Source organism: Paenibacillus agricola, assembly GCF_011440305.1.
Lineage (GTDB): Bacteria > Bacillota > Bacilli > Paenibacillales > NBRC-103111 > Paenibacillus_S > Paenibacillus_S agricola.
Genome location: NZ_JAAOIW010000004.1, coordinates 486,367 through 508,787, shown reverse-complemented (window position 1 = coordinate 508,787; position 22,421 = coordinate 486,367). Strand labels below are relative to the sequence as shown.

Below are 22,421 nucleotides of genomic sequence, written 5' to 3'. Positions count from 1 at the left end.
ATGAAACCCAATGTTATTATGCTTCGTCTCGGAGAGCTAACGTTAAAGGGTAAAAACCGCAGCCGCTTTGAGAAGGTTGTATTCGAGCAGGTGAAAAAAGCTGTATTGCCGTACCCCAAGCTTACTTTTGTACTAGAATTCGGCCGTATCTACATACACTTAAATGAGGAGCCCTATGAGGCGATCCAGGCGTGCTTAAAGAAGGTACTGGGCCTTGCATCCTTTAGCCCAGTATTCACGGCTCCGCTTGAGCTAGCGGCCATACAAGCGACCTCCTTGGCAGCTATGGAAGGCCTGGAGGACGAGCAGGCCGAATTTAAGGTGACAGTCCGGCGGGTCAATAAAAGCTTTCTTTATGATTCTCAGGAAATGAACAAGCTGGTGGGAGGTTATGTGCTCAAGGCAATGCCAACCCTGAAAGTGAATGTCAACCATCCCAAGGTGGAGCTTAAGGTCGAGCTCCGTGAGAAATTAGCTTTTATTTATTCGCAAAATGTGAAAGGGATGGGTGGATTTCCCTACGGCACCAACGGTAAGGCGATGCTGATGTTATCGGGCGGAATCGATAGCCCTGTTGCCGGTTTTTTGGCGCTTCGCCAAGGCCTCAAGCTGGAAGCCATTCATTTTCACAGCTATCCCTTCACCAGTGAGCGGTCGCAGCAGAAGGTTAAGGAGCTGGCTGGAAAGCTGTGTGGCTATGCTGGCGAGATCAAGCTGCATATGGTTCCCTTAACAAGCATCCAAACCCGAATCCACGAGGTGTACCGCGAAGACTTGTTTATTACTTTGCTGCGCCGCGCCATGTTTCGGATCTCGGAAAAGCTGGCTGAGGCTAATGGGGCGATGGCTATCGTAACCGGCGAAAGCTTGGGGCAGGTTGCCAGCCAAACATTGGGCAGTATGAATGTGATAGGGCGGGCGATCCAGCTTCCGATTATTCAACCGTTAATTACAACGGGCAAGCAGGAAATAATCGGAATTGCTGAAACGATCGATACCTTCTCGATCTCGATCCAGCCCTACGAGGACTGCTGCACCTTATTCATGCCGCCGCATCCGAGCACCAATCCAAGCCTTCGTATTGTAGAAAGCATCGAAAAAAGCATGGTTTGGCTGGATGCAGAGGTGGATGAAGCGGTTAGGCTTACCGAGCAGCTATGGATAGGGGCAGAGGATAAGCAACAATTCGCTTCTTTATTTTAAAGCTGGAAGTCTTCCAAGACGGAGATTCTATTGGGACAGTGAGGTCTTTATCCGTGAAGTGTTCAGGAGGTAGCGACTGATGCTTGATTGGTTTTTGTTATTCCTGCAAATTATGCTGATTAATATCGTGCTTAGTGGCGATAATGCCGTGGTGATCGCGCTGGCCAGTAAACATCTGCCTGCGGACAAACGAAGGCTTGCCATTTGGTGGGGAGCCTTTGGCGCCATCGCGTTGCGCGTGATTTTGACAATTATTGCGGTATCTATACTCAGCGTTCCTTTTGTCCAAGCCTTCGGCTCGATCCTGCTCTTCTGGATAGCAATCAAGCTTCTTATTGAAGATGAAGGGGTGGCGGATATTAAGGGAGCCGCGACACTTGGAAAAGCCATTTGGACGATTATCGTGGCCGATTTTGTGATGAGTCTTGATAACGTACTGGCGATAGCGGCTAAAGCAGACAATAATATGGCTGTCATTGTATTGGGGATTGGGCTTAGTGTGCCCATTATTATTTGGGGTAGCACGATCGTAATGAGCTTATTGACGAAATACCCGATATTCGTATATTTAGGCGCGGCTTTGCTTGGCTATACGGCCGGAGAGATGTTCCTGAAGGATCAGGTCGTAATCGATTTGCTGGATTCAAGCTTCCCTCATTGGATCATTCCTATTGCGGCGACGCTGATCGTGATAGGTGCGGGCTTATGGAGAAAATTATGGCTGCGGCCTAAAGTACATCATTTTTAAGCGAAAAATCTCAGTAAAACGTGACTAATGAAAGCGTTTGAAGTATAATGACATGTCGCACCTTGCTTTTTATTCATTTTACGGGTATAATTCAGGTAAATGTCAAGCGTCGGCGCTTATGTCCGGCGCTTATTTTATGAACGGGCTCCAGCCACTCCTTGGTGAGTAGGGCGAGAGGGTCAACAAGGAGAGGTTAGGGAAATCATGCACTCAAGAGACAAAATCCGCAACATCGCGATTATTGCACACGTTGACCACGGCAAAACAACACTAGTAGACAAAATGCTTCAGCAATCGGGAACGTACCGACTTAATGAAGCAGTTCAAGAACGGGCTATGGATTCTAACGATCTGGAGCGCGAACGTGGTATTACTATTTTGGCAAAAAATACAGCCATCAACTATAAAGATTATTTAATCAACATTGTTGATACTCCGGGACATGCCGATTTCGGCGGTGAAGTTGAACGTATTATGAAAATGGTAGACGGCGTTCTATTGATCGTTGATGCCTTTGAAGGTACCATGCCACAAACCAAATTCGTTTTGCGCAAAGCATTAGAGCAAAACTTGAAGCCGATTGTCGTTTTAAACAAAATTGACCGTCCTGCTGCCCGCCCATCTGAGGTTGTGGATATGGTATTGGATCTGTTTATAGAGCTAGGTGCAACAGATGAGCAATTGGATTTCACAGTCGTATACGCTTCGGCACTTATGGGAACTTCAAGTATGGAGCCAGAGGTCGAGAAGCAAGAGAACAACATGGAAGCTATTTTTCAAACTGTAGTCAGCAAGATCCCTGCACCTACAGAAAGCATTGATGAGCCATTGCAATTTTTGGTAACCCTTATGGATTACAATGAGTATTTAGGGCGTATTGCTATTGGTCGTCTTAACCGTGGTATTGTTAAACAAGGACAAACCGTTGCTGTTATTAACCGCGAGGGTATTGTTAAACAAGCCCGTATTGAAAAGCTGTTTGGCTTCGTAGGCTTGAAGAGAATTGAAATTGAACAAGCTGGGGCTGGTGATATTATTGCACTCTCCGGTATTAAAGATATTAATATCGGCGAAACTATCGCTGATCCGAATAATCCGGAAGCATTACCAGTATTAAAAATCGATGAGCCAACTTTGCAAATGACGTTCCTTGTGAACAACAGTCCTTTTGCTGGACGCGAAGGCAAATGGGTTACATCCCGTAAATTACGTGAGCGTTTGTTTAAAGAGCTTGAAACCGATGTAAGCTTACGTGTTGAAGAAACAGACAGCCCAGATGCATTTGTCGTATCAGGCCGTGGAGAGCTTCACTTGGGTATTCTGATCGAAAATATGCGCCGTGAAGGCTTTGAGCTTCAAGTATCGAAGCCAGAGGTCATTATTAAAATGATCGATGGTCAAAAGATGGAGCCAGTAGAGCTTCTTATTATCGATACGCCAGAAGAAAGCATGGGTTCTGTTATGGAAAGTCTTGGCGCACGTAAAGCCGAGATGGTTAACATGATTAACAATGGATCAGGCAATGTACGTTTGGAGTTCTTGATTCCTGCACGTGGATTGATCGGCTACCGTACATTCTTCTTGTCCATGACTCGTGGCTACGGCGTAATGAACCATGCATTTGACAGCTATGGTCCTTACTATGGCGCTGGTGTTGGCGGACGTCATGAAGGCGTGCTTGTTTCGAGTGAAGCCGGAGTAACTACTTTATACGGTATCCTTTCCGTAGAAGATCGTGGTCTTCTGTTCTTAGAGCCGGGATCTGAGGTTTATGAAGGTATGATCGTTGGTGAGCATACTCGTGATACCGACATTATCGTAAATATTTGTAAAGAAAAGCAGTTGAACAACATTCGTTCCGCGGGTAAAGACGATACCGTAAGAATGAAAACTCCACGCTTGTATACACTAGAGCAAGCACTGGAATATTTGAATGATGATGAGCTTTGTGAGATTACACCGAAGTCGATTCGTCTTCGCAAAAAGCTTCTGAACAAGAGCGAACGCGAACGTGCGGCTAAGCAACGTAAAACTGCTGAAGCTAATGCATAAGGGACACCCTCCCAAACCCTCCCTATAGGGAGGGCTCCAAAGGGCTTTACCCTCTGGACTCCCTTTGTTGTGGAGAGCGGTAGTGGGAATGTACCTAGGGAAGTACGTGATGAACATCGCTTTCGTCCTTTCGGACACGCTAGACTGTTGTTCTCCTGCAAGAGCTTTGTGGGAAGAGGGACGGTTGGTGGGTTTGGAGGGGCTTTGGTGGTGGGAATCGCTTTCGTCCCTCTGGACACGCCTTACTTTTAATAAAAGCTTTAAACAGCACAGTCTTTAGAGCTGTGGAGATAAATGAATAAGAATTAAGGAAAGCTCTGATTATTCAGAGCTTTCTTTTTAAAATGTAGGGAAATGCGGACGGGAATGACGGGAATGATTAACCAGGAAATGCTGGCAAGAACACATAAAATGGTTTTATTAGCTAAATGAATACATGTAAAATGGTCTTATTCTTAAACTTAAGATTTGAGGTTTTATGATGATTTGAGGGCTTTAAAATTCTTGAATCCAGTTTTTAATAATACGTTGTATCACTAGCGGAGTGGCTGGGGTGTTCTGAAGATAGCGAAGCGGTGCCTTTGTTCATGGATTTCTACCTCTAAATGTTTTCAAATTGAAGAAATCCTTGAACATCAGCAATCGGAGGAATATCCCAGCTGCGCAGCGACATGATCCAATATGTATCTCCCAGCTGTGTAGCGACATAATCCAACGTAATTATTCAAAGGAGGACTACCCATGACCGAATGGTTTCGCGAGTACCCATTCATAACGTTTATTTTAATTTATGTTATGATTACTTATGTTTATAATAAGGTGTTTAAGACCCGCCGGTTACCGATTCTAAAGGAAGCAATTATTTATGTAATGCTTGGGTTAGGCGCTGGGATGCTGCTGCTTTTTCAATTGGGCGCGCTTCCGATTGTACCTTGCTTGGCGGTAGCTATTGGATTGATGCTGATGGTGCGGGTTCGTTATTTTTTTCAGGATCGCAGGTTGAATAAGAAGCAATAGCTAGTATTGAGGTGAGTGCGATGAGCATATATTGGCTTACACCCGTTCGGATTGAAGGGCAAAAGACGATTTTGGGAGCAGGGCGTATTGCATTGGAGCCAGAGGATGCGAGGGACCGCTTTTTGTTTTTGCTGAAAGCTGTGAACCCAGGGATGTTGTTGTTGTTCAAATCTCATATGCTGCTGAGTGAGGAAGCGGAAGCGGCTTGTGGGGTGGATGAGCTTCCATTTGAACTCGACTATATTGAGGAGCCGATTATATTTGGTCAGGATGCCCTGGAGCTTTCCCATTGTGCAGAGGCTTATTTGGGACGGCTGCCTAACCGTAAAGAGATGACAGAATGGCTCGATATCGCCAGGCTTAATATTGCGGTTATACCGGAGCTGGATTTAGCTTTGGAGGATAGCTGGTTAAAGGCGATGCAGGACTGGGTAGAGCAAGGCAACCAAATGATTTTGCTGCGGGAGGATGATTAGTTTGAGGCTGGAAGATGCGTTATTCAATTGGCTGCAAATCAAAATTGTTGCTGAGGCGAGAACGGATGATCATGCAGCGGAGGAAACGCGGCTTTTTTTTGAGGAGATTTTGCGGGACGACCATAAATTGACCGACTTTGCAGCTATTACGGATGAGGAAATGATCTATATTTCATATGAGTTGGACGGCATAAGCAAAAAGCTGATGTTCAGTAGGGAGTCAGCGGAGCAGCTGCTGGCGGATATTAATTCGAACCCGATTTACAACAATGATAGCTATCTGGTGCCAGAAGCCCCTCAGGAATAGGAGGGGGAATTGGGCTCTAGGACAACATCCACAACTGTCTGTGGTTGATGGGCAACTCCTATGATATAATAGAGTGGCAACATAGCTTGCCAAACGTAATATTGTAGGAGGGGTAACTATGGCAGAAACCATCACAGCACTGCCGGAGCCACTGTTTGCAGCGTTGCAACAAGACTCATTTGCGCTGCTTAGTACGATCGACTTCGAAACCGGCGCACCAAGTATGAATGCTATTTCTTGGTTGTATGCAACAGAACTGGGTACTGTTCGTTTTGCGGTGGATCAACGTTCGCGGATTTTAAACAATCTGAAAAGCAATCCATTACTCAGTTTGACTTATGTAGGTGTAGGCTCGGTCCATGCTATTTATGGAAGCGCGCGGATTGTAACGGATGCTTTACCAGAGGTTCCCTTTAAATTAACCTGTTTAGATATTGAAATTACGTCGGTTCGAGACGCTATGTTTTATGGCTCGCGTATTTCTGTAGCGCCCGAATACGAAAAAACCTATGATAAGCGTGCAGCAGAGAAGCTGGATATTCAAGTGTTTGCTGCGATGAAAAAAGCCTAGAAGATTGAAGCATCTAGGCTTTTTTGTCACATTATGAGCTTACAGGTTCGTATTCGACATTTGGTTCTCCTCACTATTGGGTGAGGGAACGGGGCTTACATCCCTTGGAAGCTGGGGAATGATACGGCCGATAATTTCCGACATTTCTTCGGCAAAACCGCTAACCGGCCGGCCTATTCGGATTTCCTCACGGACTTTGCTGATTCGGGTGGATAGATCCATATCTGCGGTTACAATCGCATCAACACCATAAGGATCTTTTTTTAAGGCTTCAGCAACAGATAACTTAATGGTGCCCACTTTGGCACGGTCCATATCCCCTGGCAGGTTAATGCCTACAACGGCTGTATTGCCGATAACGACACATTTGGCGCTTTCAACCTGTGGGATGCTAGTGGCAAGCTGCTCCAAATGCTCGGCAATGGCTTGGTTATCGACAATTTCTTTTTTCTGGGTAGCAGCTTGGTTTGCCTGGAATTGTTGGCTAGTTTCATTCGTAGGGGCAGGTGCTGCTCCATCGTGCGAAGAATTGTTACAGCCAGCCAAAACCCCTAGCAAAAGGATACTAAATACCAATAGTCTCATTAATTATCGTTCCTTTCTTTCTCTTACTAATTTAATTTAGTTTGTCCTTTCTAGCAGATTCCTATGTGTTATTGAACGAAATACCATACTTGGGAGGGACTTACTATGAAAAAAATATTTGTGCTGGATACAAATGTGCTGTTACAGGATCCGAATGCGATTTATGCGTTTGAAGATAATGAGGTCGTTATCCCGGCAACTGTACTAGAAGAGATTGATACGAAGAAACGAAATGCTGATGAACTGGGGCGTAATGCCAGACAAATTTCAAGAATGCTGGATGGGTTAAGAACCCAGGGTCGATTATTTGAAGGCATACCGCTTCCAAGCGGCGGCAAATTAAAAGTGGAATTAAATCACCGCAGCTTTGCCAAGCTGCAAGAAACTTTTGCAGAATCGTCTAATGATAACCGAATCCTGGCAGTCGCCCTGAATTATCATATGGAAGAACAGGAAAAAGCCGAGCCGAGGCCGGTGGCGATTGTTAGTAAAGATATGCTAGTCCGTATTAAAGCGGATGTACTGGGCTTAACCGCTCAGGATTATTTAACAGACCGGATCGTCAACATGCCGGATATGTACACGGGCTATTTAACGATACTTGCCCACCCTGCGGTAATCGATGAGTTTTATACGTACCGTACGCTGAACGTAAGCTCGTTGAATTTGGCTTACCCCTTACATCCGCATGAATTTGTTATTTTGAAGGATGAGATGGGTACCTCCAAATCGGCTTTGCTTAAGCTGAATGCCGATGGCAAAAAGCTAGAACCTTTATTCTTAAGCAATGACCCGATATGGGGAATAGGCGCCCGTAACGCGCAACAGCGGATGGCGCTTGAGCTTCTGCTTAATGACGATATTCCAATCGTCACCTTAACAGGCAAAGCCGGAACGGGGAAGACGCTGCTTACATTGGCTGCAGGGCTTATGAAGGTAGAGGATGAGCGTAAATACAAGAAGCTGCTGATTGCGAGGCCCGTGGTTCCGATGGGTAAGGACATCGGCTACCTGCCAGGCGAGAAGGACGAGAAGCTTCGTCCGTGGATGCAGCCGATTTATGATAACCTGGAGTTTTTGTTTGATACAAAAAAGCCAGGCGATATTGAGAAAATTTTGGCGGGCCTGGGCAGCATTCAGGTTGAAGCCCTTACCTATATTCGCGGCCGTTCCATACCCGGTCAGTTTATTATTATTGACGAAGCACAAAATTTATCGAAGCATGAGATCAAAACCATCGTTTCCCGCGTAGGAGAAAACAGCAAGATCGTCCTGCTTGGCGACCCTGACCAAATTGACCATCCATACCTGGATGCATCCAGCAATGGATTGACCTATGTGGTGGAGCGGTTTAAGGATCAAAATATAAGCGGTCATATTACGCTAGAGCGTGGGGAACGTTCCCATCTGGCGCAGCTTGCGGCAGATTTGCTCTAATAGAAGCCGCGGCTAAAAATGATGGTCGTTCGGTAAATAGAAAGCGGATTGTCTCGCTGTCGATAGCAAAAAGGCGCAGGTAGAACCGGCTAAAAGCCAGTTCTATCTGCGTTTTTTTTATTTAAGAATCGAACCTACTCAAGCAAATATTTTCGATTGCAGAGGCAGCATGTATCCGGAGTACTACAAAGGGGTTCACGGTTATGAATACAAGATTGAAGACCTTGGGGTAAGAAGTGGGAGGAAACTCAAAAAGAATGAAAGGGGACAAATGGGTATGGGGTGGAGGAGCGATAGCGTTCGCCTTTTGAAGTTCGTGTTCCAACCGCTGGAAGCCATAAATTCAAGGAATACGAACTTCAACACGACCGGAATCCCATACCCATATCCTCGCATTACAAAGGTAGCGGTCAGCACATCAAAGGATCGTCCGATGTCTTCGGACGGTTTTTCTTATAATCTTGGCAGGTTACAATGACGTGGCTGGAAAAGAACACGACCGGCAGATTTGCTAAATATCTACCGATGGATAAAGCTGTGTTATCGAGCAGCGATAAGCTCGGGCAATCCGTTTCATAAGCTCATCTGACTGCCTGTCAGCTATAAAGATCGATACCTTGTTTTTACTGAATGAAGCCAGCAAATGCTCGTCCATCTGCTCAAAAGCCTGATAGGGCTGGGCACCCGGATCATCTCCTTGGATAGAAAATAAGAAAGCGCTATCCGCATAAACGTATGGATGGCTGGAGTGGCTTATAAAGCCGTAATCCGTAAATTCCTTGCGTAGATCCGCTTTGTCAGGAAGCAGCAGGAGTAGCAAGGTTTCGAGAGGCCGCATAAAATAGGCTTCGATGAGCAATTGAGCCGCCTCACAGTCATGGACTGTAGAGAAAATGAGTAAATCCGCGTCATGGTCGAACAATTCTGCTTTACCGCTAGACTGGCCAGACAAATGTTCCCATATGTCAATAAATGTCTCGCCATCCACCTGATCAGCCGTTTCCATCAATAGCGCATATTTGGTTTCAGCCACGTTATCTTGTAGATCCCGCACATCATTTCGTTGATTTCCCATCGACTACACATCCTTGTCGTCACCTATTAGAGTTAGAATACCATTTTGAGCAGAATACTTAACTTGCCTGTTTCCAGCTTCAGTCCAGTTACCACTAAAAAAGGTGCCAAATTTTGTGGATAGATGCCCAGGTCAATTTCCTGCTCCATCGCTGCAATCGTGGAATGTGGCAATTCAAAGCCATTAAATAGGAGCTCGGTGATCGTAAAGCGAATAAAGGCCTTGCCTTTATTTGCCCCTTCACCACTCGCCACCATCGAATATTTGCCTTTTATACTAATTTCCATACCTTCCTGGACGCCAGAAGCAATCACCTCGGTGTCGGTGAAACGAAAGGTCATATTGTGGAACAATTTGTTTTTTGAACGCAAAAATTCATTTAATTCCCCGTCAGTGATTTGAAAGGTATACTGGAAGCCGTTAATAATTAAATGCTTCGCTCCTCCTCCGTTGTTATCCGCTGAAATAATTTCCGGCAGCTGCTTCATAGCTATCGAAAGCGCTTGGAAATAGGTTTTAAATAAAGGTACTCCTTTTTCCTGCCACAATAAGGTTAGCTGTGCCATTTGCTGAAGGATGAGTGTGGATTCCTGCTGCTTGGATAAATTTTCGTCAATCTCGCCTTGCAGCCTGACCATCTGTTCCCTTTGGGAAAGGTAGCGTGCTTTGGTTTGCTGAAGAGCGGCTTGGGAGGTAGCTAAGGATTGTTTTATTGTGGTTAGCTGCTGCTGGTTGTCACTATGCCTCTTTAATGACTCTTGGTCATTATTAATAATCATCTGTAAGTAATCAAGCGTAGCAATTGCATCTTTAAAAGAAGAGATGGTGAACAGCAGCATCCAAAGGGAGTCACGATCCCCCATATAGTAAGCACGAAGCACCTTGGCTGCATGGCGTTTGGTTTGTTCAGACCTGATGGTTTGCAGTTCAAGCTCTTGCTCAGTTACAGCTGATTGCTGAACGAGACTTTTTTCCTCAACTTGTATTCTCGCTAGCTCTTGGTCTATTTCAAAGACGGTTAACCCTTTTTGCATCAAAAGTTTGATCTCATCGTCATTAGCCGCGTATACACGGAGCCAAGGGGATCCACCTAGCCATACACACAATAAAAGGATACCAGCTACACGATATAAAGACCTCATGGATGTTTCCTCCTATACTAAAACCCTGACGGTCTTCTTTTAGACTAACACAACTGTATGAGAAAAAGGATAAAAAAATACTTCTTCCGAGGAAGAAGTAGGAGAGTAAAGAAGAAACATTTATTTTTTGGCTGCTGCCGGATTGATAAGCTTAAGAAGGTCTTCAACGGATTTCTGTTTGGCTGGAACTTCTTTCGTAAAGGCTGGTGTTTGGTTCAAATCGGATAAAGTTTGCGTCCAGGCCAGATGATTGATATTCGTACTTCCGTTGGCCGTAAAGCTCAGGCTCCAATTTTGTTCATGGATAAAGCCTTGCTCATCAATTAAAAAAGAGATGGTGGATGGCGTGCGGAACTGAACTTGTTTTAACGTTTTTTGCCAGGCATCCAGGGCTGTCGCAGAAATAAGCCCGTTTGATTTAAATACGTCCATTAGGCCTGGGAGTGATTGGCTCCAATAATCATTAAATGCTTGCTCGTTCTTTTTGTTGATGTCCAGTGTAATCCTTTTGGAGCTGGATCCATCAGGCAACTGAACGGGATCCTTGGAATTTTGCAGCCATTCAGGATTAATGCCGCTTACTAACAGTGTATTGAGGCTGGTAGCTAGCTGTCCTGGATTCTTGAGGGCATCTGCCGGAATCGCTGCCGCAGCACCTTGCTTATTTTGGATGGGGAGCATCAAATACTCCTCGTCTTTATTTAAGGCTGGAATATGGAAAAACAATTTGTTATCCTTAATTAGAACAGGAATATCGATATTGCTGCTACCTGTAGGGGTCACTTTGAAGGCTGCTTCCATTTGTGCAGGCTCAAGTGTGGTTAAACCACTATATTCGACTTTGCTCTCTTTAAGAAAAGCAAACATCGCGGCAGCCATTGGACTAGTAGCTCCTCCCATTAAAGAACCGTCTGCTTTAAGCTCAATTGAGCCTTTAAATTGATAGCTTTTCACTTGCTCTTGCTTGGAGACCGCCGACAGGAGATCGGTTTTCAACTGTTTATAGTCTGTACATCCGTTTAGGAGTAGTAGAAAGCTGATCGATAATAAAAGTGGGGCAAAAGTAGGAAATTTGTGTCTTATTGATTGTAGTCTGGACAAAGCTATGTACTCCTTCCAATTCTGCTGCAATTTAGGATCTAACCTATTATAACGACTTTGGGCTCGTTTGTCTTTACTTAATCGAGTGCTTTATATCCTTACCCTTAATCCTCGTTAATCGAACAACTAAATTATTTTATTAGATGGTGGTGTACGTTTGTGGTAGAGAATCAAAGGCTTCAAGAAGTGATTATAGAACGTATGAAGATGAGCTCCGAACAGGCTATTTCCTTTCGCGAGTATATGGAGCTGTGCTTGTACCATCCTGATTATGGATATTATTGCAGTGATAAAGAGAAGGTTGGAAAAAAAGGTGATTTTTATACAAGTACGTCGATTGGGGGGCTGTTTGGTGAGGTATTAGCCCAATATATGGCGGGACAAGCACGTATCAATGGTTCCATAAAGCGTCTCACCTGTGTGGAATGGGGTGGGGGCAATGGGGGATTGGCCAAGCAGCTCCTTGATGAGCTTAAGCTCAATTATTCGGATGTCTATGAGAGAATCCACTATATTTCTGTGGAGATTAGCCCTCACCATCAAAGTCTGCAGGCAACAAGCTTATTGGAGCATGAGGCGGCGGGACGTGTCAGGTGGATGTCGGAGGAGCAATGGTTGGCTGGAGGGCCATGGACGGATACCATCGTTTTCTCAAATGAATTTGTTGATGCCTTACCTGTACATCGTATTCAGATGCTGAAAGATGAGCCCATGGAGATCTGGGTAGAGTGGGAGGAAACAAAAGCCTGCTTTCAGGAAAAACTGGTTGCTATTCATGCGGAGAGCCCACTTAGGAAGTACCTTCAACATATCCCTGTACAGCTGCATCATCGGCAACGTCTGGAAATTAATCTTGAGGCTCTGCATTGGATAAGCCGAATAGGCCATGCCCTGGGCAATGGACAACTGCTGAGCATTGATTATGGCGATTGTGCGGAAGAAATCGTTGCGGAGCACCGTATGAATGGAACACTGATGTGCTACCAGAACCATACAGCCGCGGATAACCCTTACGCTGCGCCGGGACTGCAGGACCTTACTGCCCATGTCAATTTCACGGCGCTTGCAGAGGCGGGGCTTGATGTAGGCTTAGAGGCTGAAATCTTATTGACGCAAAAGCAATTTTTGGTCAGTAACGGCTTGTTGGACAAGCTGCAAAATACGAGCTCAACCGATCCTTTTAGCCCTGCTGCCCGGCGCAACCGTGCCGTCCGTCAGCTTTTGCTGAGCGACCAGATGAGCGAGTTGTTTAAGGTGTTGGTACAGAAAAAAGGTGAACCGCTGTAAAAGCAGTTCACCTTTTTTCCCTCGTTCTACACTGGTTAAACATCCAAAGCCGATTAGACGGACATTCTGAAGAAAGACCAATACGTAAAACCGGTAAATGAAATAACCATGTACCCCCAGAAAAGCAATATGTAGGTACGTTCGGATAATCCCAAATAGCCCAAGAGCATGAAGATTACGGTTTGAGCGAAGAAGATCATGGCCATGGGAACCATCCCGCCAGCTAAAGCCATTAATCCGATAATGAGCGTCCAAAATCCAAGAACGCGAAACATCCGATCCATATTTGCACCCCCTATTAGTTTTTCCAAGAAAAACTTACTTCGTAAGCGATAACTAAATTTTCAAAGAAAATTGACTTCGAAAGCTAGTATTCCCCAAAGTTTCTTACATTAGTTCACTATTCAATATTATACCCGCACAGTCCTTTGGTGTAAACGTCCAAACAGTGACGAAATTTAAACATTTAAGTTAGGGGCGATTTAAGGGCCCAACGTATGAGTCCCACTAAAAATGGCAATACAAAATAGTAGAAAACGATTCTATGAATTCTATTATGGGCATAGAGATTAAATAACGCAACATTCCACGTCTTACTTTGATAGATGGATGTTTGATTAACCAGGGCTAGGAGGACTGCTATTGTATGACAGTAATCAGACAGGATGCTTGGAGCGAAGAGGATGATTTGATGCTAGCGGAAGTAACGCTGCGACATATACGTGAAGGCAGCACACAGCTATCCGCTTTTGAAGAGGTGGGCGAGAAAATAGGTAGAACTTCAGCTGCCTGTGGCTTTCGCTGGAACAGCTATGTTAGGAAAAAGTATGAGGATGCGATTCAAAATGCCAAAACCCAGCGCCAAAAACGCAATCAGCTAAAAAAGCATTCCACTTATGCGGCCGTATCTAGCCACACGGCATTGCTAGAGCATGGGGTCGGAAGCAGAGTCAATGAATCGTTCACCGAGGAATCGATCTCGATGGAAGCTGTTATTCGTTTTTTGCGCCAATGGAAAGGCAGCTACCAGGAAATGTCCAGGCACATCCGCCACTTGGAAAAAGAGTTATATGAAAAGCAGGATGAGCTTGATAGGCTGCGCAAAGATAACGATGTATTAAACAAGCAGGTCAATGTAGTTGAAACCGATTATCGTGTCGTCAATGATGATTATAAAGCGTTGATCCAAATTATGGACCGTGCCCGTAAGCTGGCTTTTCTTGTGGAGGAAGAGGATGAGCATAAGGCACGTTTTAAAATGGATGCCAATGGTAATTTAGAGAGAATAGATTGAGAGGTACCCTGCAGGCATCTTGCTTGCAGGGTTTTGTTTGTGTCTGGCAGTCTGCTATGATAAATTTAGCTCAGCTTGGGTTATAAAAATAGAGGGGAGGAGCACATGAAAATAAAGATAATTGGTGCAGGTGCATTAGGCATGATGGTTGCCGCGCGGTTGTTCCTTGCAGGGCAAAAGGTTGAGCTGGTAACGCGTAGCTTTGAGCAAGCAGAAGAGATCGATAGATTGGGCTTAATCCTGACAGAAAAGGGACCAGACGGCTTGGATATCAATCAGCTTTTACATATTCCAGCCTATACCTTTGAGGAGCTGGGTCCAAGGACGGAATCGGACAGATCTCCTGGAATTGCTGTAGAACCGACGTACTTATGGCTTATGCTAAAACAAACAGCCATTACAGACCTACTCGCGCAGCAGTTAGCCAAGCAGCTGACCCCACCATCGACACATTTGGTCTGCTTTCAAAACGGAATTGGCCATATCGAGGTACTGCGCCGATATATCCCCATGGAGCAAATATGGAGTGCCGTAACGACGGAAGGAGCATTTAAAAGCTCACCGCGCCATGTCAAGCATACAGGGAAGGGAACCACATGGCTTGGCAGCCACTATGGCTCTAGCATCTCGCAGGACGATGTGCATATCGGAAACATTCTGCACAATCTGTTGATTGATGCAGGATTCAGCGCTTTGATGTCGAACAACATCAATAGCAAAGTTTGGGACAAGCTGTTAATCAATGCAGTGATTAATCCTCTAACCGCTATTTTACAGCTTCGTAACGGGTTGCTTCCGGACTTACCTGCGCTTTTGCCATTAATGCGCACTTTATATGAGGAAGGCTCAATGTTGGCGGAGCAATTGGGGATACAACTTTCTGCTGATTTATGGGAGCAAATTGGAATCGTTTGTACCCGTACCGCCGATAACGAATCTTCCATGCTACAGGATATAAAGGCTGGCAGATTAACCGAGATCGAAGCCATCACCGGCGGATTATTAAGAGAAGCCCAGCAAATAGCGTTACCGCTTCCCACACACGCCGCTCTGTACTATATGATTCGTTCCATTGAACAGCAATGGGAAATAATATAAAATAAAGCAGGTGGTCTGCTATGAGCGGGTTGGTAGATTGGCTACAAATGGTGTATAGTCTAATGGCTGTGCTACCCTTCATCCCATTTTTGTTAGTATGGGGGATTGTATACGGATTTACACGTGATAAACGAATAGCGACGCATCGATCGATCGATGTAACCGCCTTGTTTTTAATAGGCTCCGTGTCCTTGGTCAGCAAACGAATATTTCAAACAGACTTCGGCTTTTGGGCGGTTGTTCTGGTGTTATTAATTGTATGTGGACTGGTCGGCAGCCTGCAGAATCGGACTAAGGGTAAAGTAAATCCCTGGAAGCTGGCAAAAACGCTGCTGCGGTTTAGTTTTATTTTTTTATCGGCCAGTTACATACTTCTTCTTTGTATCGCCATTGTCACATATATGATAACTAGCTAGAGGGGGATTAATTTATGGAAGTACATAACCTAATGGAAGATATAGTGAAGAGCTGCCTAAAAGATTTGATGCAACATCAAGCAGGTGGTTTGACTCTTGTAGAGAAAGAGCAAAGCGATGTGATGGCAATTGTATTAAATCGTTTGCCTGCTAAATATGTATCTACGCAGCAAGGTGAGGTTTTTGCCAAAACGCAATTGAGATCGCAAATGGAAACGGATGTTTTCCGTGAATTATCTTATGCGATAGATAAGGTGCAGCATTCAGAACGGCCATCGGATTTAAGCCAAAAGTAACAAAAAATATATGGAAAGACCGCGCCCCATGGGACACGGTCTGTTTGCCAGCTATGCTGGGGAAATAGATTAGCCTTGCCAAACCTCGGGCTTGCCTTCGCCGTCCGTATATTCAATCATAGTTGGTGTGATTTCAATGACAGCATAATTAGGGTCACGCTTGCCATCAAACCATTGATCAAAATCTTTTTGCCACAGCTTTTCCTTCAGCTCTTCATTCTGGGAAAGCTTGGCGGTTCCTTCAATCTGTAAAATGATCGACGAAGGTTTCCCGTCAAAGCCAGTTAAGATGTGGACATTAGGGTTTTGTTGAAGCTCTTCAACCTTATGTGTTTTTTTATTCGTAGCCAAATAAATGGTTAGCTCGTCATTGAAGAGCGCCATGTAACGGACTTTAGGTTTATTGCCCTCAATCGTTGCGAATGAACAAATGGGATGGCTATCGAGCGCCTTTAGAATTTTTTCCTGAAGCTGTTGGTCTTTTACTCCTTGTACCATAAGTAAAAACTCCCTTCCCGGATAGTGATTCTTTAGATTGCTGTGCTTATATAAAATACCCCAAAAGAGTCGGTTTTGAAACGTAGGCTTGAAAATTGTTGTATTTTGCCGGTTATGCTTTTGACGATTTCATTGAACATGTGTACAATCAAGTAGATACATAATTTATAAATAAAGCGAGGCGGCTTCCGTTGTTGAAAGTGGAATCGATTCATTGGAAATCCAGCCTGCCTTTAACGGAGGATTACATTCAAGATTTCGGCAAGGTAAGCGACTTGTTTGATTATAACCCTTGGCAGGAATCATCTTGGGGAGAACGCGCAGCTTGGTTGGATCGTGAGGATGCAATATTAGCAGACCGCGGGCAGCTCGCTGGGGTTTTGCAGGCTTACAATAAAGCCATTGGCAATGCTCCTGAAGCTATTAAAGCCATTGGGAAGTTAAAGCAGCAGGAAACGCTTTGTATCGTTGGTGGGCAGCAAGCAGGCTTATTTACGGGACAATCGCTTGTGATTTATAAGGCGATTACCCTGATTCGTTCAGCTAAGCTGGCTTCGGAGAAGCTGGGCAGACCTGTCATTCCGGTTTTTTGGATTGCTGGCGAAGACCATGATTTTGAAGAAGTGAACCATATGTATTATTTATCCTCGGATATGCAGGTCAGCAAAATCAAGATCGAGCATCCCACAGGTAAGCGTAGCACGGTTAGCAGCCTGAAGATTGCTCAAGAGCAATGGGTTACGGCGCTTGAGCTATTGGACGCATCACTCATTCCAACCGAATTCAAGCCGGGATGGATGGATTTGCTGCATAGGATAGCGGCGGAATCGAATACCTTAGTAGACTTTTTTGCACGTATTATTGCTAAGCTATTTGGCACCTATGGTCTGGTGCTTATCAATTCCGATGACCCGCTCGTCCGTCAGCTGGAAGCCCCGATGTTTGAGCGATTGATTCGGGAGCATGATATATTGAATAATGCTGTGCAAAGCGGCAAAGCCAAGGTCGAAGCATTAGGTTATGCTTCCCAGGTTGAAGTTCATGAGCATAATGCCAATCTATTCGTTGTAGATGATGAAGAGCGCATTTTGTTATATGCCGATGGTGCGAGCGGACCTTTTACCGATCGTAAAAAAGAGCGGATTTATTCCCGCGAGCAATTGCTGGAATGGGCTGCCTATTCACCGGAGCGACTAAGCAATAACGTAATGACCAGACCATTGATGCAGGATTATTTGTTTCCGGTGCTAGGGACGGTACTCGGTCCTGGTGAGGTAGCGTATTGGGCGATTACCCGAGAAGCCTTCCATAAAGTAGGCAATAAAATGCCGATTGTGATTCCGCGTATGGAGTTTACCTTGCTTGAAGGAACGATCCAGAAAAATATGGCGAAGTACGGCTTGTCCCTGGATGACGTGCTTAACCGGCTGGAAGGCAAACAAGAGGAATGGCTCCGTTCCCAGGATACCTTAAAGCTTGAGGAGCGATTTGAAGAAGTCAGGTCGCGTTTCAAGGAAGGCTACCAGCCGCTAGTGGAGCTTATTGCTAGTATTAACCCGGGTGTTGGCAAGCTTGGAGAAACCAACTTGAGCAAGATAATGGAGCAAATTCAATTTCTGGAGCAAAAGGCAACCGATGCGGCTCGTTCACAATTCGATGCATCCCTTCGCCAATTCCAGCGTATCGGCTTATCCGTTGTTCCTATGGGCAAGCCCCAGGAACGCGTTTATAACATTTTTTCATATCTTAATAAATATGGAGATGCATGGCTTTATGAAATTCTGGATAGCGATATAGTCCCAGATGGCCAACACAAGGTTTGTTATATGTAAGGTAAGCGAAAACTCAAAGGTAGATGCTTACGAAGTAAGTTTTCTGCGAAAACTCAAAAGTGGATGCTTACGATGTAAGTTTTCTGCGAAAACTCTAAGGAGGAAATTTAATGAACACGAAAGATCGTAGTATTATTAAAGATTTAGCTTTAGCACCAGAAGGCCACCTGAAAATCGAATGGGTAAATGCCCATATGCCGGTTTTGAACCGAATTAGAGAGCAGTTTGAAAAAGAACAGCCTTTCAAAGGGCTTAAAGTAGCGATTTCCTTGCATTTGGAAGCCAAAACGGCTTATTTGGCCAAAGTGGTTAAAGCGGGTGGCGCTGAAGTAGCTATTTGCGGAAGCAATCCGTTGTCCACCCAGGATGATGTTTGTGCAGCCTTGGTAGAAGACGGTATTACCGTATTTGCCAAGTACAACCCAGATCCGCAAGAATATAGAGAATTGTTGATCAAAACCTTGGAAACCGAACCGGATCTTATTATCGATGATGGCGGCGATTTGGTTTCGATGCTGCATTCCGAGCGCAAGGATTTGCTGAAAAACGTTCGCGGTGGCGCCGAAGAAACGACTACAGGCATTTTACGTCTGAAAGCGATGGAAAAAGACGGCAAGCTGCAATTCCCAATGATTGCGGTTAACGATGCGTATTGCAAATATTTGTTTGATAACCGTTATGGTACAGGCCAATCTGTATGGGATGGCATCAACCGTACAACGAATCTGGTTGTAGCTGGTAAAACTGTTGTTGTAGTTGGCTACGGCTGGTGCGGTAAAGGTGTTGCTATGCGTGCAAAGGGGCTTGGCGCTAACGTAGTAGTTACGGAAATTGACGGCATTCGTGCAGTTGAAGCCTACATGGACGGATATGCTGTAATGTCAATGGTAGAAGCAGCCGCAATCGGCGATTTCTTCGTAACCGTTACAGGTAACCGTGATGTTATCCGCGGCGAGCACTATAAAGTGATGAAGGATGGCGCTATTCTTTCCAATGCGGGCCATTTCGATATCGAAGTGAACAAGCCAGAATTGGATGAGCTTTCGGAATCCAAGCGTACCGTTCGCCGCAATATCGAGGAATATAAGCTTAAAGACGGTCGCAAGGTGTATTTGATCGCAGAAGGCCGTTTGGTCAATTTGGCTGCAGGCGATGGACATCCGGCAGAAATTATGGATATGACATTTGCCTTACAAGCAATGTCCTTGAAGTATGTAAACGATAATTACAAAACAATCGGTCAAAAGGTTGTTAATGTTCCTTACGATCTTGACGAGCAGGTTGCCCGTTATAAATTGGCTTCCATGAACGTAACAATCGATAAGCTGACCGATGAACAGAAGCAATACCTAGATAGCTGGGCTGAGCATTGATTTAGGGGATCACCCAATCTGCAAGCTCGCTTATTCATTCGGAAATTATTCGGATGTTCTCCAAGCTTGGCCATATTCAGGAAAGGCGCCCTTTGCGGGGTGCCTTTTTTTTTAGAGATTCGGAAGCCACATATCCAAGTCCTTGCCAAAGCCCGCTGTAGGGTTTTGCCCAATAATGTTGTGCTATTTAGCAAACTGCCTGAATAAACTAACAAAGGTTGTTTACTCTCCACCATTACACCGCACAAACGGGAGGTACAAGTGGATTACACAACAAGCTGGAATAAATTCACAAGGTTATGGGTGGGCTGTACCTGCTTGGCTATGCTTATTATGCTTGGCTGGTTTCATGTAATTGATAGCCGAAAGGATGAGCAGAAGCAGCTAAACCAGCCGGTTAAGGGACTTGCCAATGAAGAGGCGATAAACGAAGAATTGGACAAGATGCGGGAGGATAATAAGCGCGGCATCCAGATTCGGATTGATGGCAAGCCACTGGGTATGGTCAGAAACGAAGCGGCTGCCATGGCTTTATTGGAACGGTACAAGCAGGATAAAGTCGCTGCTCTAGCTGCTCAAGGCAAGATTGCGGGTGCAGTCACAGCTGAGGAAGCGAAAGTATATGCAGATACAGATGGAGATGCATATCCAATTGCCAGCAAGGCTGCTGTCCATATTTTAACGGTTGATCAGGGAAGGGAACTGCCAAGGCTCGTCGAGCAAGAGCTCCTCCACGAGGTACAGTTCGTCCAGCAAATTGAGCTCACCGCTATGGATGTGGGCACTGAAGCAGTCTCGGATGAGGAAGCTCTATTAAATAAACTAGCTGCTGGTGAAAGCTTGCCCGTATTGTACAAGGTGCTGCCCGGGGATTGTGTATCTTGCATTGCTGCCAAATTTAAGCTGGATCAAGCGGTTATTTATAGCAATAATCCTCAAGTTGCCCATCATAAGCTGCAAATTGGCGAAGAATTGGATTTAACGGTACTACGGCCGTTACTGTCTCTTAAAACGATTGAGCAGCGGATCGTATCTGCAGAAGTTCCGTTTAACAACGAATATATCGAGGATGCTGCTTTGGCGACCGGAGTCCAAGAAGTGGTCACGGCCGGTGTCCCTGGGCTCAAACAAATGAAAATCCAAACGACAAGAATTGATGGGGAACTTATTCGAGAAGAACAGATTGAAGAAACAATCGTCCGCCCCGCCACACAAGCCCTTGTGAAAAAAGGGACTAAGCGCATTCCGGGCATTGGCAATGGCCAATTTGTCTGGCCCGTATATAGAGCTAAACTGACGAGTGGATATGGCTCTCGCTGGGGCGGCTTCCACCCAGGCATGGATCTTCAATCCGAGCAATCGGGCATTATGGCATCGGATCATGGCTCAGTTAGCTTTGCTGGCTGGAAAACGGGCTACGGCAACTGTATCATCATTGACCATCACAATGGCTACAGCACACTTTATGGGCATTTAAGTAAAATTTCTGTAGATGTAGACGAACGTATACAAAAAGGGGACAAAATCGGGATTATGGGCGATACAGGGCAGGCAACGGGGGTGCATCTGCATTTTGAAATCCGCAAAGGTGATAAGCAGGAAAACCCACTGGATTTTCTGAGTCAAGCGAGTTAAGGCTTAAGGGAGATTCCAATCCTAGCTACAGAAGACCGATAACCCTTAGGTTTCGGTCTATTTGACATGGATTTGCAAATTCTCTCGTGAACCGCTACTCTAAAATGGAGTCCTAATCGATTGACGAATACAGAAGGGGGAGGAGTCGTTTTGTTATCCACTCGATTTTTATGGCGGACGGTCGGGTTGGCCGCTTTGCTGTCGACACTTATTTGCATGTTCGGTTTTGTATATGCAATCAACCAGATTATTTTTCCGACGCTTGCCACTAATAGTGAACTTGTGTCTCCGGGGGAAACGATGAAACCTAAAGAATCGCCATTGGCGACCAAAGAGAAAATTCAAATCGTAGCGTTCGGTGATTCATTAACTGCGGGCACCGGTGATTTATCAGGGCGTGGTTATGTGGGTCAGACGAAGGAAAAGCTTGAAAAGCAGCTGGGCAAGCCTGTTTTTATTTTTAATAATTTTGCCATTCCCGGCTTTCGGACGTATGACATATTGAAGGATATGGATGCCAAAAAGGATATTGGGGCTTCCTTGTCCCAAGCGGATTTGATCCTGTTCACAGCGGGCGGCAATGATTTATTTGAAGGCGGACAAGGTGTAATGGACACGGCTGGAGACGAAGGCTTTAATCCAAAGGGTGCTGAGGATCGGATGCCGGAGGCGCTGAAGCGGCTAGAGGAAATCATGGACCGGATCGCCAAGCTGAATACCACGGCAACTATCGTGTATGTAGGCTTATATCATCCATTTCTGGATATGGATCCTTCGCGCCAAGGGTCTTTGGTTATTCAAAAATGGAATGCAGCCGCCTTTGAAATTGCCCACCGCTACCCGAATGTTATCGTCGTACCCACCTCGGATTTGTTTGAGCTGAATTTGAATAAATATTTGTACACGGATCATTTTCACCCTAATCAGGATGGATACGAACGAATTGCGGAACGGATTACGCAGGTCGTGAATTAACTA

The 22,421-nt window shown here is 45.2% G+C and carries 23 protein-coding genes; 17 read left to right on the top strand and 6 right to left on the bottom strand.

The window, feature by feature from the left end; all coding sequences use genetic code 11:
* From thiI to G9U52_RS13800, 7 genes are all read left to right on the top strand, one after another.
* Positions 1 to 1,203 carry a tRNA uracil 4-sulfurtransferase ThiI gene (gene thiI, locus G9U52_RS13830; RefSeq protein WP_166150375.1) on the top strand — a complete coding sequence of 401 codons (1,203 nt, stop codon included), beginning with the start codon at positions 1 to 3 and terminating at the stop codon, positions 1,201 to 1,203.
* Between the two features lie 79 nt (positions 1,204 to 1,282).
* On the top strand, positions 1,283 to 1,951 hold the full coding sequence (locus G9U52_RS13825; RefSeq protein ID WP_166150373.1) for a TerC family protein: 669 nt from the start codon (positions 1,283 to 1,285) through the stop codon (positions 1,949 to 1,951).
* A 204-nt stretch (positions 1,952 to 2,155) separates the two neighbouring features.
* Positions 2,156 to 4,003: a translational GTPase TypA gene (gene typA / locus G9U52_RS13820; RefSeq protein WP_166150371.1), complete on the top strand. Its 1,848-nt coding sequence runs from the start codon at positions 2,156 to 2,158 to the stop codon at positions 4,001 to 4,003.
* A 741-nt stretch (positions 4,004 to 4,744) separates the two neighbouring features.
* Positions 4,745 to 5,020, top strand: coding sequence for a YlaH-like family protein (locus G9U52_RS13815; RefSeq protein ID WP_166150369.1), 276 nt, complete (start codon positions 4,745 to 4,747; stop codon positions 5,018 to 5,020).
* A 20-nt stretch (positions 5,021 to 5,040) separates the two neighbouring features.
* Positions 5,041 to 5,496 carry a hypothetical protein gene (locus tag G9U52_RS13810; protein WP_166150367.1) on the top strand — a complete coding sequence of 152 codons (456 nt, stop codon included), beginning with the start codon at positions 5,041 to 5,043 and terminating at the stop codon, positions 5,494 to 5,496.
* 1 nt (position 5,497) lies between these two features.
* Positions 5,498 to 5,803 (top strand): hypothetical protein, encoded by a 306-nt coding sequence (locus G9U52_RS13805; protein WP_166150365.1) that lies wholly within the window; start codon positions 5,498 to 5,500, stop codon positions 5,801 to 5,803.
* Positions 5,804 to 5,921: 118 nt separating this feature from the next.
* Entirely contained in the window at positions 5,922 to 6,374 is a 453-nt protein-coding gene (locus G9U52_RS13800) for a pyridoxamine 5'-phosphate oxidase family protein (RefSeq protein ID WP_166150363.1), read from the top strand.
* Positions 6,375 to 6,413: 39 nt separating this feature from the next.
* On the opposite strand, the gene G9U52_RS13795 is transcribed toward G9U52_RS13800, so the two are convergent.
* A complete protein-coding gene (locus G9U52_RS13795) occupies positions 6,414 to 6,959 on the bottom strand; it encodes a YhcN/YlaJ family sporulation lipoprotein (protein WP_166150361.1) in 546 nt (181 codons plus the stop codon).
* 105 nt (positions 6,960 to 7,064) lie between these two features.
* Between G9U52_RS13795 and G9U52_RS13790 the strand changes: the two genes are divergently transcribed.
* Complete coding sequence (locus G9U52_RS13790) at positions 7,065 to 8,396, top strand: PhoH family protein (protein ID WP_166150359.1); 1,332 nt, start codon at positions 7,065 to 7,067, stop codon at positions 8,394 to 8,396.
* A gap of 511 nt (positions 8,397 to 8,907) precedes the next feature.
* On the opposite strand, the gene G9U52_RS13785 is transcribed toward G9U52_RS13790, so the two are convergent.
* From G9U52_RS13785 to G9U52_RS13775, 3 genes are all read right to left on the bottom strand, one after another.
* Complete coding sequence (locus G9U52_RS13785) at positions 8,908 to 9,471, bottom strand: hypothetical protein (protein WP_166150357.1); 564 nt, start codon at positions 9,469 to 9,471, stop codon at positions 8,908 to 8,910.
* A 32-nt stretch (positions 9,472 to 9,503) separates the two neighbouring features.
* Positions 9,504 to 10,613, bottom strand: coding sequence for a hypothetical protein (locus G9U52_RS13780; protein WP_166150355.1), 1,110 nt, complete (start codon positions 10,611 to 10,613; stop codon positions 9,504 to 9,506).
* Positions 10,614 to 10,733: 120 nt separating this feature from the next.
* A complete protein-coding gene (locus G9U52_RS13775; protein ID WP_207952947.1) occupies positions 10,734 to 11,609 on the bottom strand; it encodes a hypothetical protein in 876 nt (291 codons plus the stop codon).
* Positions 11,610 to 11,873: 264 nt separating this feature from the next.
* On the opposite strand from G9U52_RS13775, the gene G9U52_RS13770 reads away from it, so the two are divergent.
* On the top strand, positions 11,874 to 13,001 hold the full coding sequence (locus G9U52_RS13770; protein WP_311764860.1) for a class I SAM-dependent methyltransferase: 1,128 nt from the start codon (positions 11,874 to 11,876) through the stop codon (positions 12,999 to 13,001).
* 53 nt (positions 13,002 to 13,054) lie between these two features.
* Here G9U52_RS13770 and G9U52_RS13765 read toward each other — a convergent pair whose 3' ends face one another.
* Complete coding sequence (locus G9U52_RS13765) at positions 13,055 to 13,285, bottom strand: DUF2626 domain-containing protein (RefSeq protein ID WP_166150351.1); 231 nt, start codon at positions 13,283 to 13,285, stop codon at positions 13,055 to 13,057.
* 362 nt (positions 13,286 to 13,647) lie between these two features.
* On the opposite strand from G9U52_RS13765, the gene G9U52_RS13760 reads away from it, so the two are divergent.
* From G9U52_RS13760 to G9U52_RS13745, 4 genes are all read left to right on the top strand, one after another.
* Positions 13,648 to 14,295, top strand: coding sequence for an RsfA family transcriptional regulator (locus G9U52_RS13760; RefSeq protein ID WP_166150349.1), 648 nt, complete (start codon positions 13,648 to 13,650; stop codon positions 14,293 to 14,295).
* 105 nt (positions 14,296 to 14,400) lie between these two features.
* Positions 14,401 to 15,393, top strand: coding sequence for a ketopantoate reductase family protein (locus tag G9U52_RS13755; protein WP_166150347.1), 993 nt, complete (start codon positions 14,401 to 14,403; stop codon positions 15,391 to 15,393).
* 20 nt (positions 15,394 to 15,413) lie between these two features.
* Positions 15,414 to 15,809: a DUF3397 domain-containing protein gene (locus G9U52_RS13750; protein ID WP_166150345.1), complete on the top strand. Its 396-nt coding sequence runs from the start codon at positions 15,414 to 15,416 to the stop codon at positions 15,807 to 15,809.
* A gap of 14 nt (positions 15,810 to 15,823) precedes the next feature.
* A complete protein-coding gene (locus tag G9U52_RS13745) occupies positions 15,824 to 16,105 on the top strand; it encodes a late competence development ComFB family protein (protein ID WP_166150343.1) in 282 nt (93 codons plus the stop codon).
* A gap of 69 nt (positions 16,106 to 16,174) precedes the next feature.
* Here G9U52_RS13745 and G9U52_RS13740 read toward each other — a convergent pair whose 3' ends face one another.
* Positions 16,175 to 16,603 carry a pyridoxamine 5'-phosphate oxidase family protein gene (locus G9U52_RS13740; RefSeq protein ID WP_166150341.1) on the bottom strand — a complete coding sequence of 143 codons (429 nt, stop codon included), beginning with the start codon at positions 16,601 to 16,603 and terminating at the stop codon, positions 16,175 to 16,177.
* Positions 16,604 to 16,803: 200 nt separating this feature from the next.
* Here G9U52_RS13740 and bshC point away from each other — a divergent pair, with 200 nt between their 5' ends.
* The 4 genes from bshC to G9U52_RS13720 all read left to right on the top strand — a co-directional run bounded on the left by bshC (position 16,804) and on the right by G9U52_RS13720 (position 22,418).
* Positions 16,804 to 18,435 (top strand): bacillithiol biosynthesis cysteine-adding enzyme BshC, encoded by a 1,632-nt coding sequence (bshC, locus tag G9U52_RS13735; RefSeq protein WP_311764869.1) that lies wholly within the window; start codon positions 16,804 to 16,806, stop codon positions 18,433 to 18,435.
* A gap of 110 nt (positions 18,436 to 18,545) precedes the next feature.
* Complete coding sequence (locus tag G9U52_RS13730; protein WP_166150339.1) at positions 18,546 to 19,808, top strand: adenosylhomocysteinase; 1,263 nt, start codon at positions 18,546 to 18,548, stop codon at positions 19,806 to 19,808.
* A gap of 261 nt (positions 19,809 to 20,069) precedes the next feature.
* On the top strand, positions 20,070 to 21,443 hold the full coding sequence (locus G9U52_RS41360) for a LysM peptidoglycan-binding domain-containing M23 family metallopeptidase (protein ID WP_166150337.1): 1,374 nt from the start codon (positions 20,070 to 20,072) through the stop codon (positions 21,441 to 21,443).
* Between the two features lie 120 nt (positions 21,444 to 21,563).
* Positions 21,564 to 22,418 carry a GDSL-type esterase/lipase family protein gene (locus tag G9U52_RS13720; RefSeq protein ID WP_243767318.1) on the top strand — a complete coding sequence of 285 codons (855 nt, stop codon included), beginning with the start codon at positions 21,564 to 21,566 and terminating at the stop codon, positions 22,416 to 22,418.
* Positions 22,419 to 22,421 lie beyond the last annotated feature (3 nt).

What these genes read in the sequence shown, in the direction of transcription:
- typA (WP_166150371.1), top strand. Translation starts at nt 2,156, where the DNA reads ATGCACTCAAGAGACAAAATCCGCAACATCGCGATTATTGCACACGTT.
- G9U52_RS13745 (WP_166150343.1), top strand. Translation starts at nt 15,824, where the DNA reads ATGGAAGTACATAACCTAATGGAAGATATAGTGAAGAGCTGCCTAAAA.
- G9U52_RS13780 (WP_166150355.1), bottom strand. Translation starts at nt 10,613, where the DNA reads ATGAGGTCTTTATATCGTGTAGCTGGTATCCTTTTATTGTGTGTATGG.
- thiI (WP_166150375.1), top strand. Translation starts at nt 1, where the DNA reads ATGAAACCCAATGTTATTATGCTTCGTCTCGGAGAGCTAACGTTAAAG.
- G9U52_RS13790 (WP_166150359.1), top strand. Translation starts at nt 7,065, where the DNA reads ATGAAAAAAATATTTGTGCTGGATACAAATGTGCTGTTACAGGATCCG.
- G9U52_RS13740 (WP_166150341.1), bottom strand. Translation starts at nt 16,603, where the DNA reads ATGGTACAAGGAGTAAAAGACCAACAGCTTCAGGAAAAAATTCTAAAG.
- G9U52_RS13730 (WP_166150339.1), top strand. Translation starts at nt 18,546, where the DNA reads ATGAACACGAAAGATCGTAGTATTATTAAAGATTTAGCTTTAGCACCA.
- G9U52_RS13810 (WP_166150367.1), top strand. Translation starts at nt 5,041, where the DNA reads ATGAGCATATATTGGCTTACACCCGTTCGGATTGAAGGGCAAAAGACG.
- G9U52_RS13755 (WP_166150347.1), top strand. Translation starts at nt 14,401, where the DNA reads ATGAAAATAAAGATAATTGGTGCAGGTGCATTAGGCATGATGGTTGCC.
- G9U52_RS13795 (WP_166150361.1), bottom strand. Translation starts at nt 6,959, where the DNA reads ATGAGACTATTGGTATTTAGTATCCTTTTGCTAGGGGTTTTGGCTGGC.
- G9U52_RS13765 (WP_166150351.1), bottom strand. Translation starts at nt 13,285, where the DNA reads ATGGATCGGATGTTTCGCGTTCTTGGATTTTGGACGCTCATTATCGGA.
- G9U52_RS13825 (WP_166150373.1), top strand. Translation starts at nt 1,283, where the DNA reads ATGCTTGATTGGTTTTTGTTATTCCTGCAAATTATGCTGATTAATATC.
- G9U52_RS13815 (WP_166150369.1), top strand. Translation starts at nt 4,745, where the DNA reads ATGACCGAATGGTTTCGCGAGTACCCATTCATAACGTTTATTTTAATT.
- G9U52_RS13800 (WP_166150363.1), top strand. Translation starts at nt 5,922, where the DNA reads ATGGCAGAAACCATCACAGCACTGCCGGAGCCACTGTTTGCAGCGTTG.
- G9U52_RS13760 (WP_166150349.1), top strand. Translation starts at nt 13,648, where the DNA reads ATGACAGTAATCAGACAGGATGCTTGGAGCGAAGAGGATGATTTGATG.
- G9U52_RS13750 (WP_166150345.1), top strand. Translation starts at nt 15,414, where the DNA reads ATGAGCGGGTTGGTAGATTGGCTACAAATGGTGTATAGTCTAATGGCT.
- G9U52_RS13785 (WP_166150357.1), bottom strand. Translation starts at nt 9,471, where the DNA reads ATGGGAAATCAACGAAATGATGTGCGGGATCTACAAGATAACGTGGCT.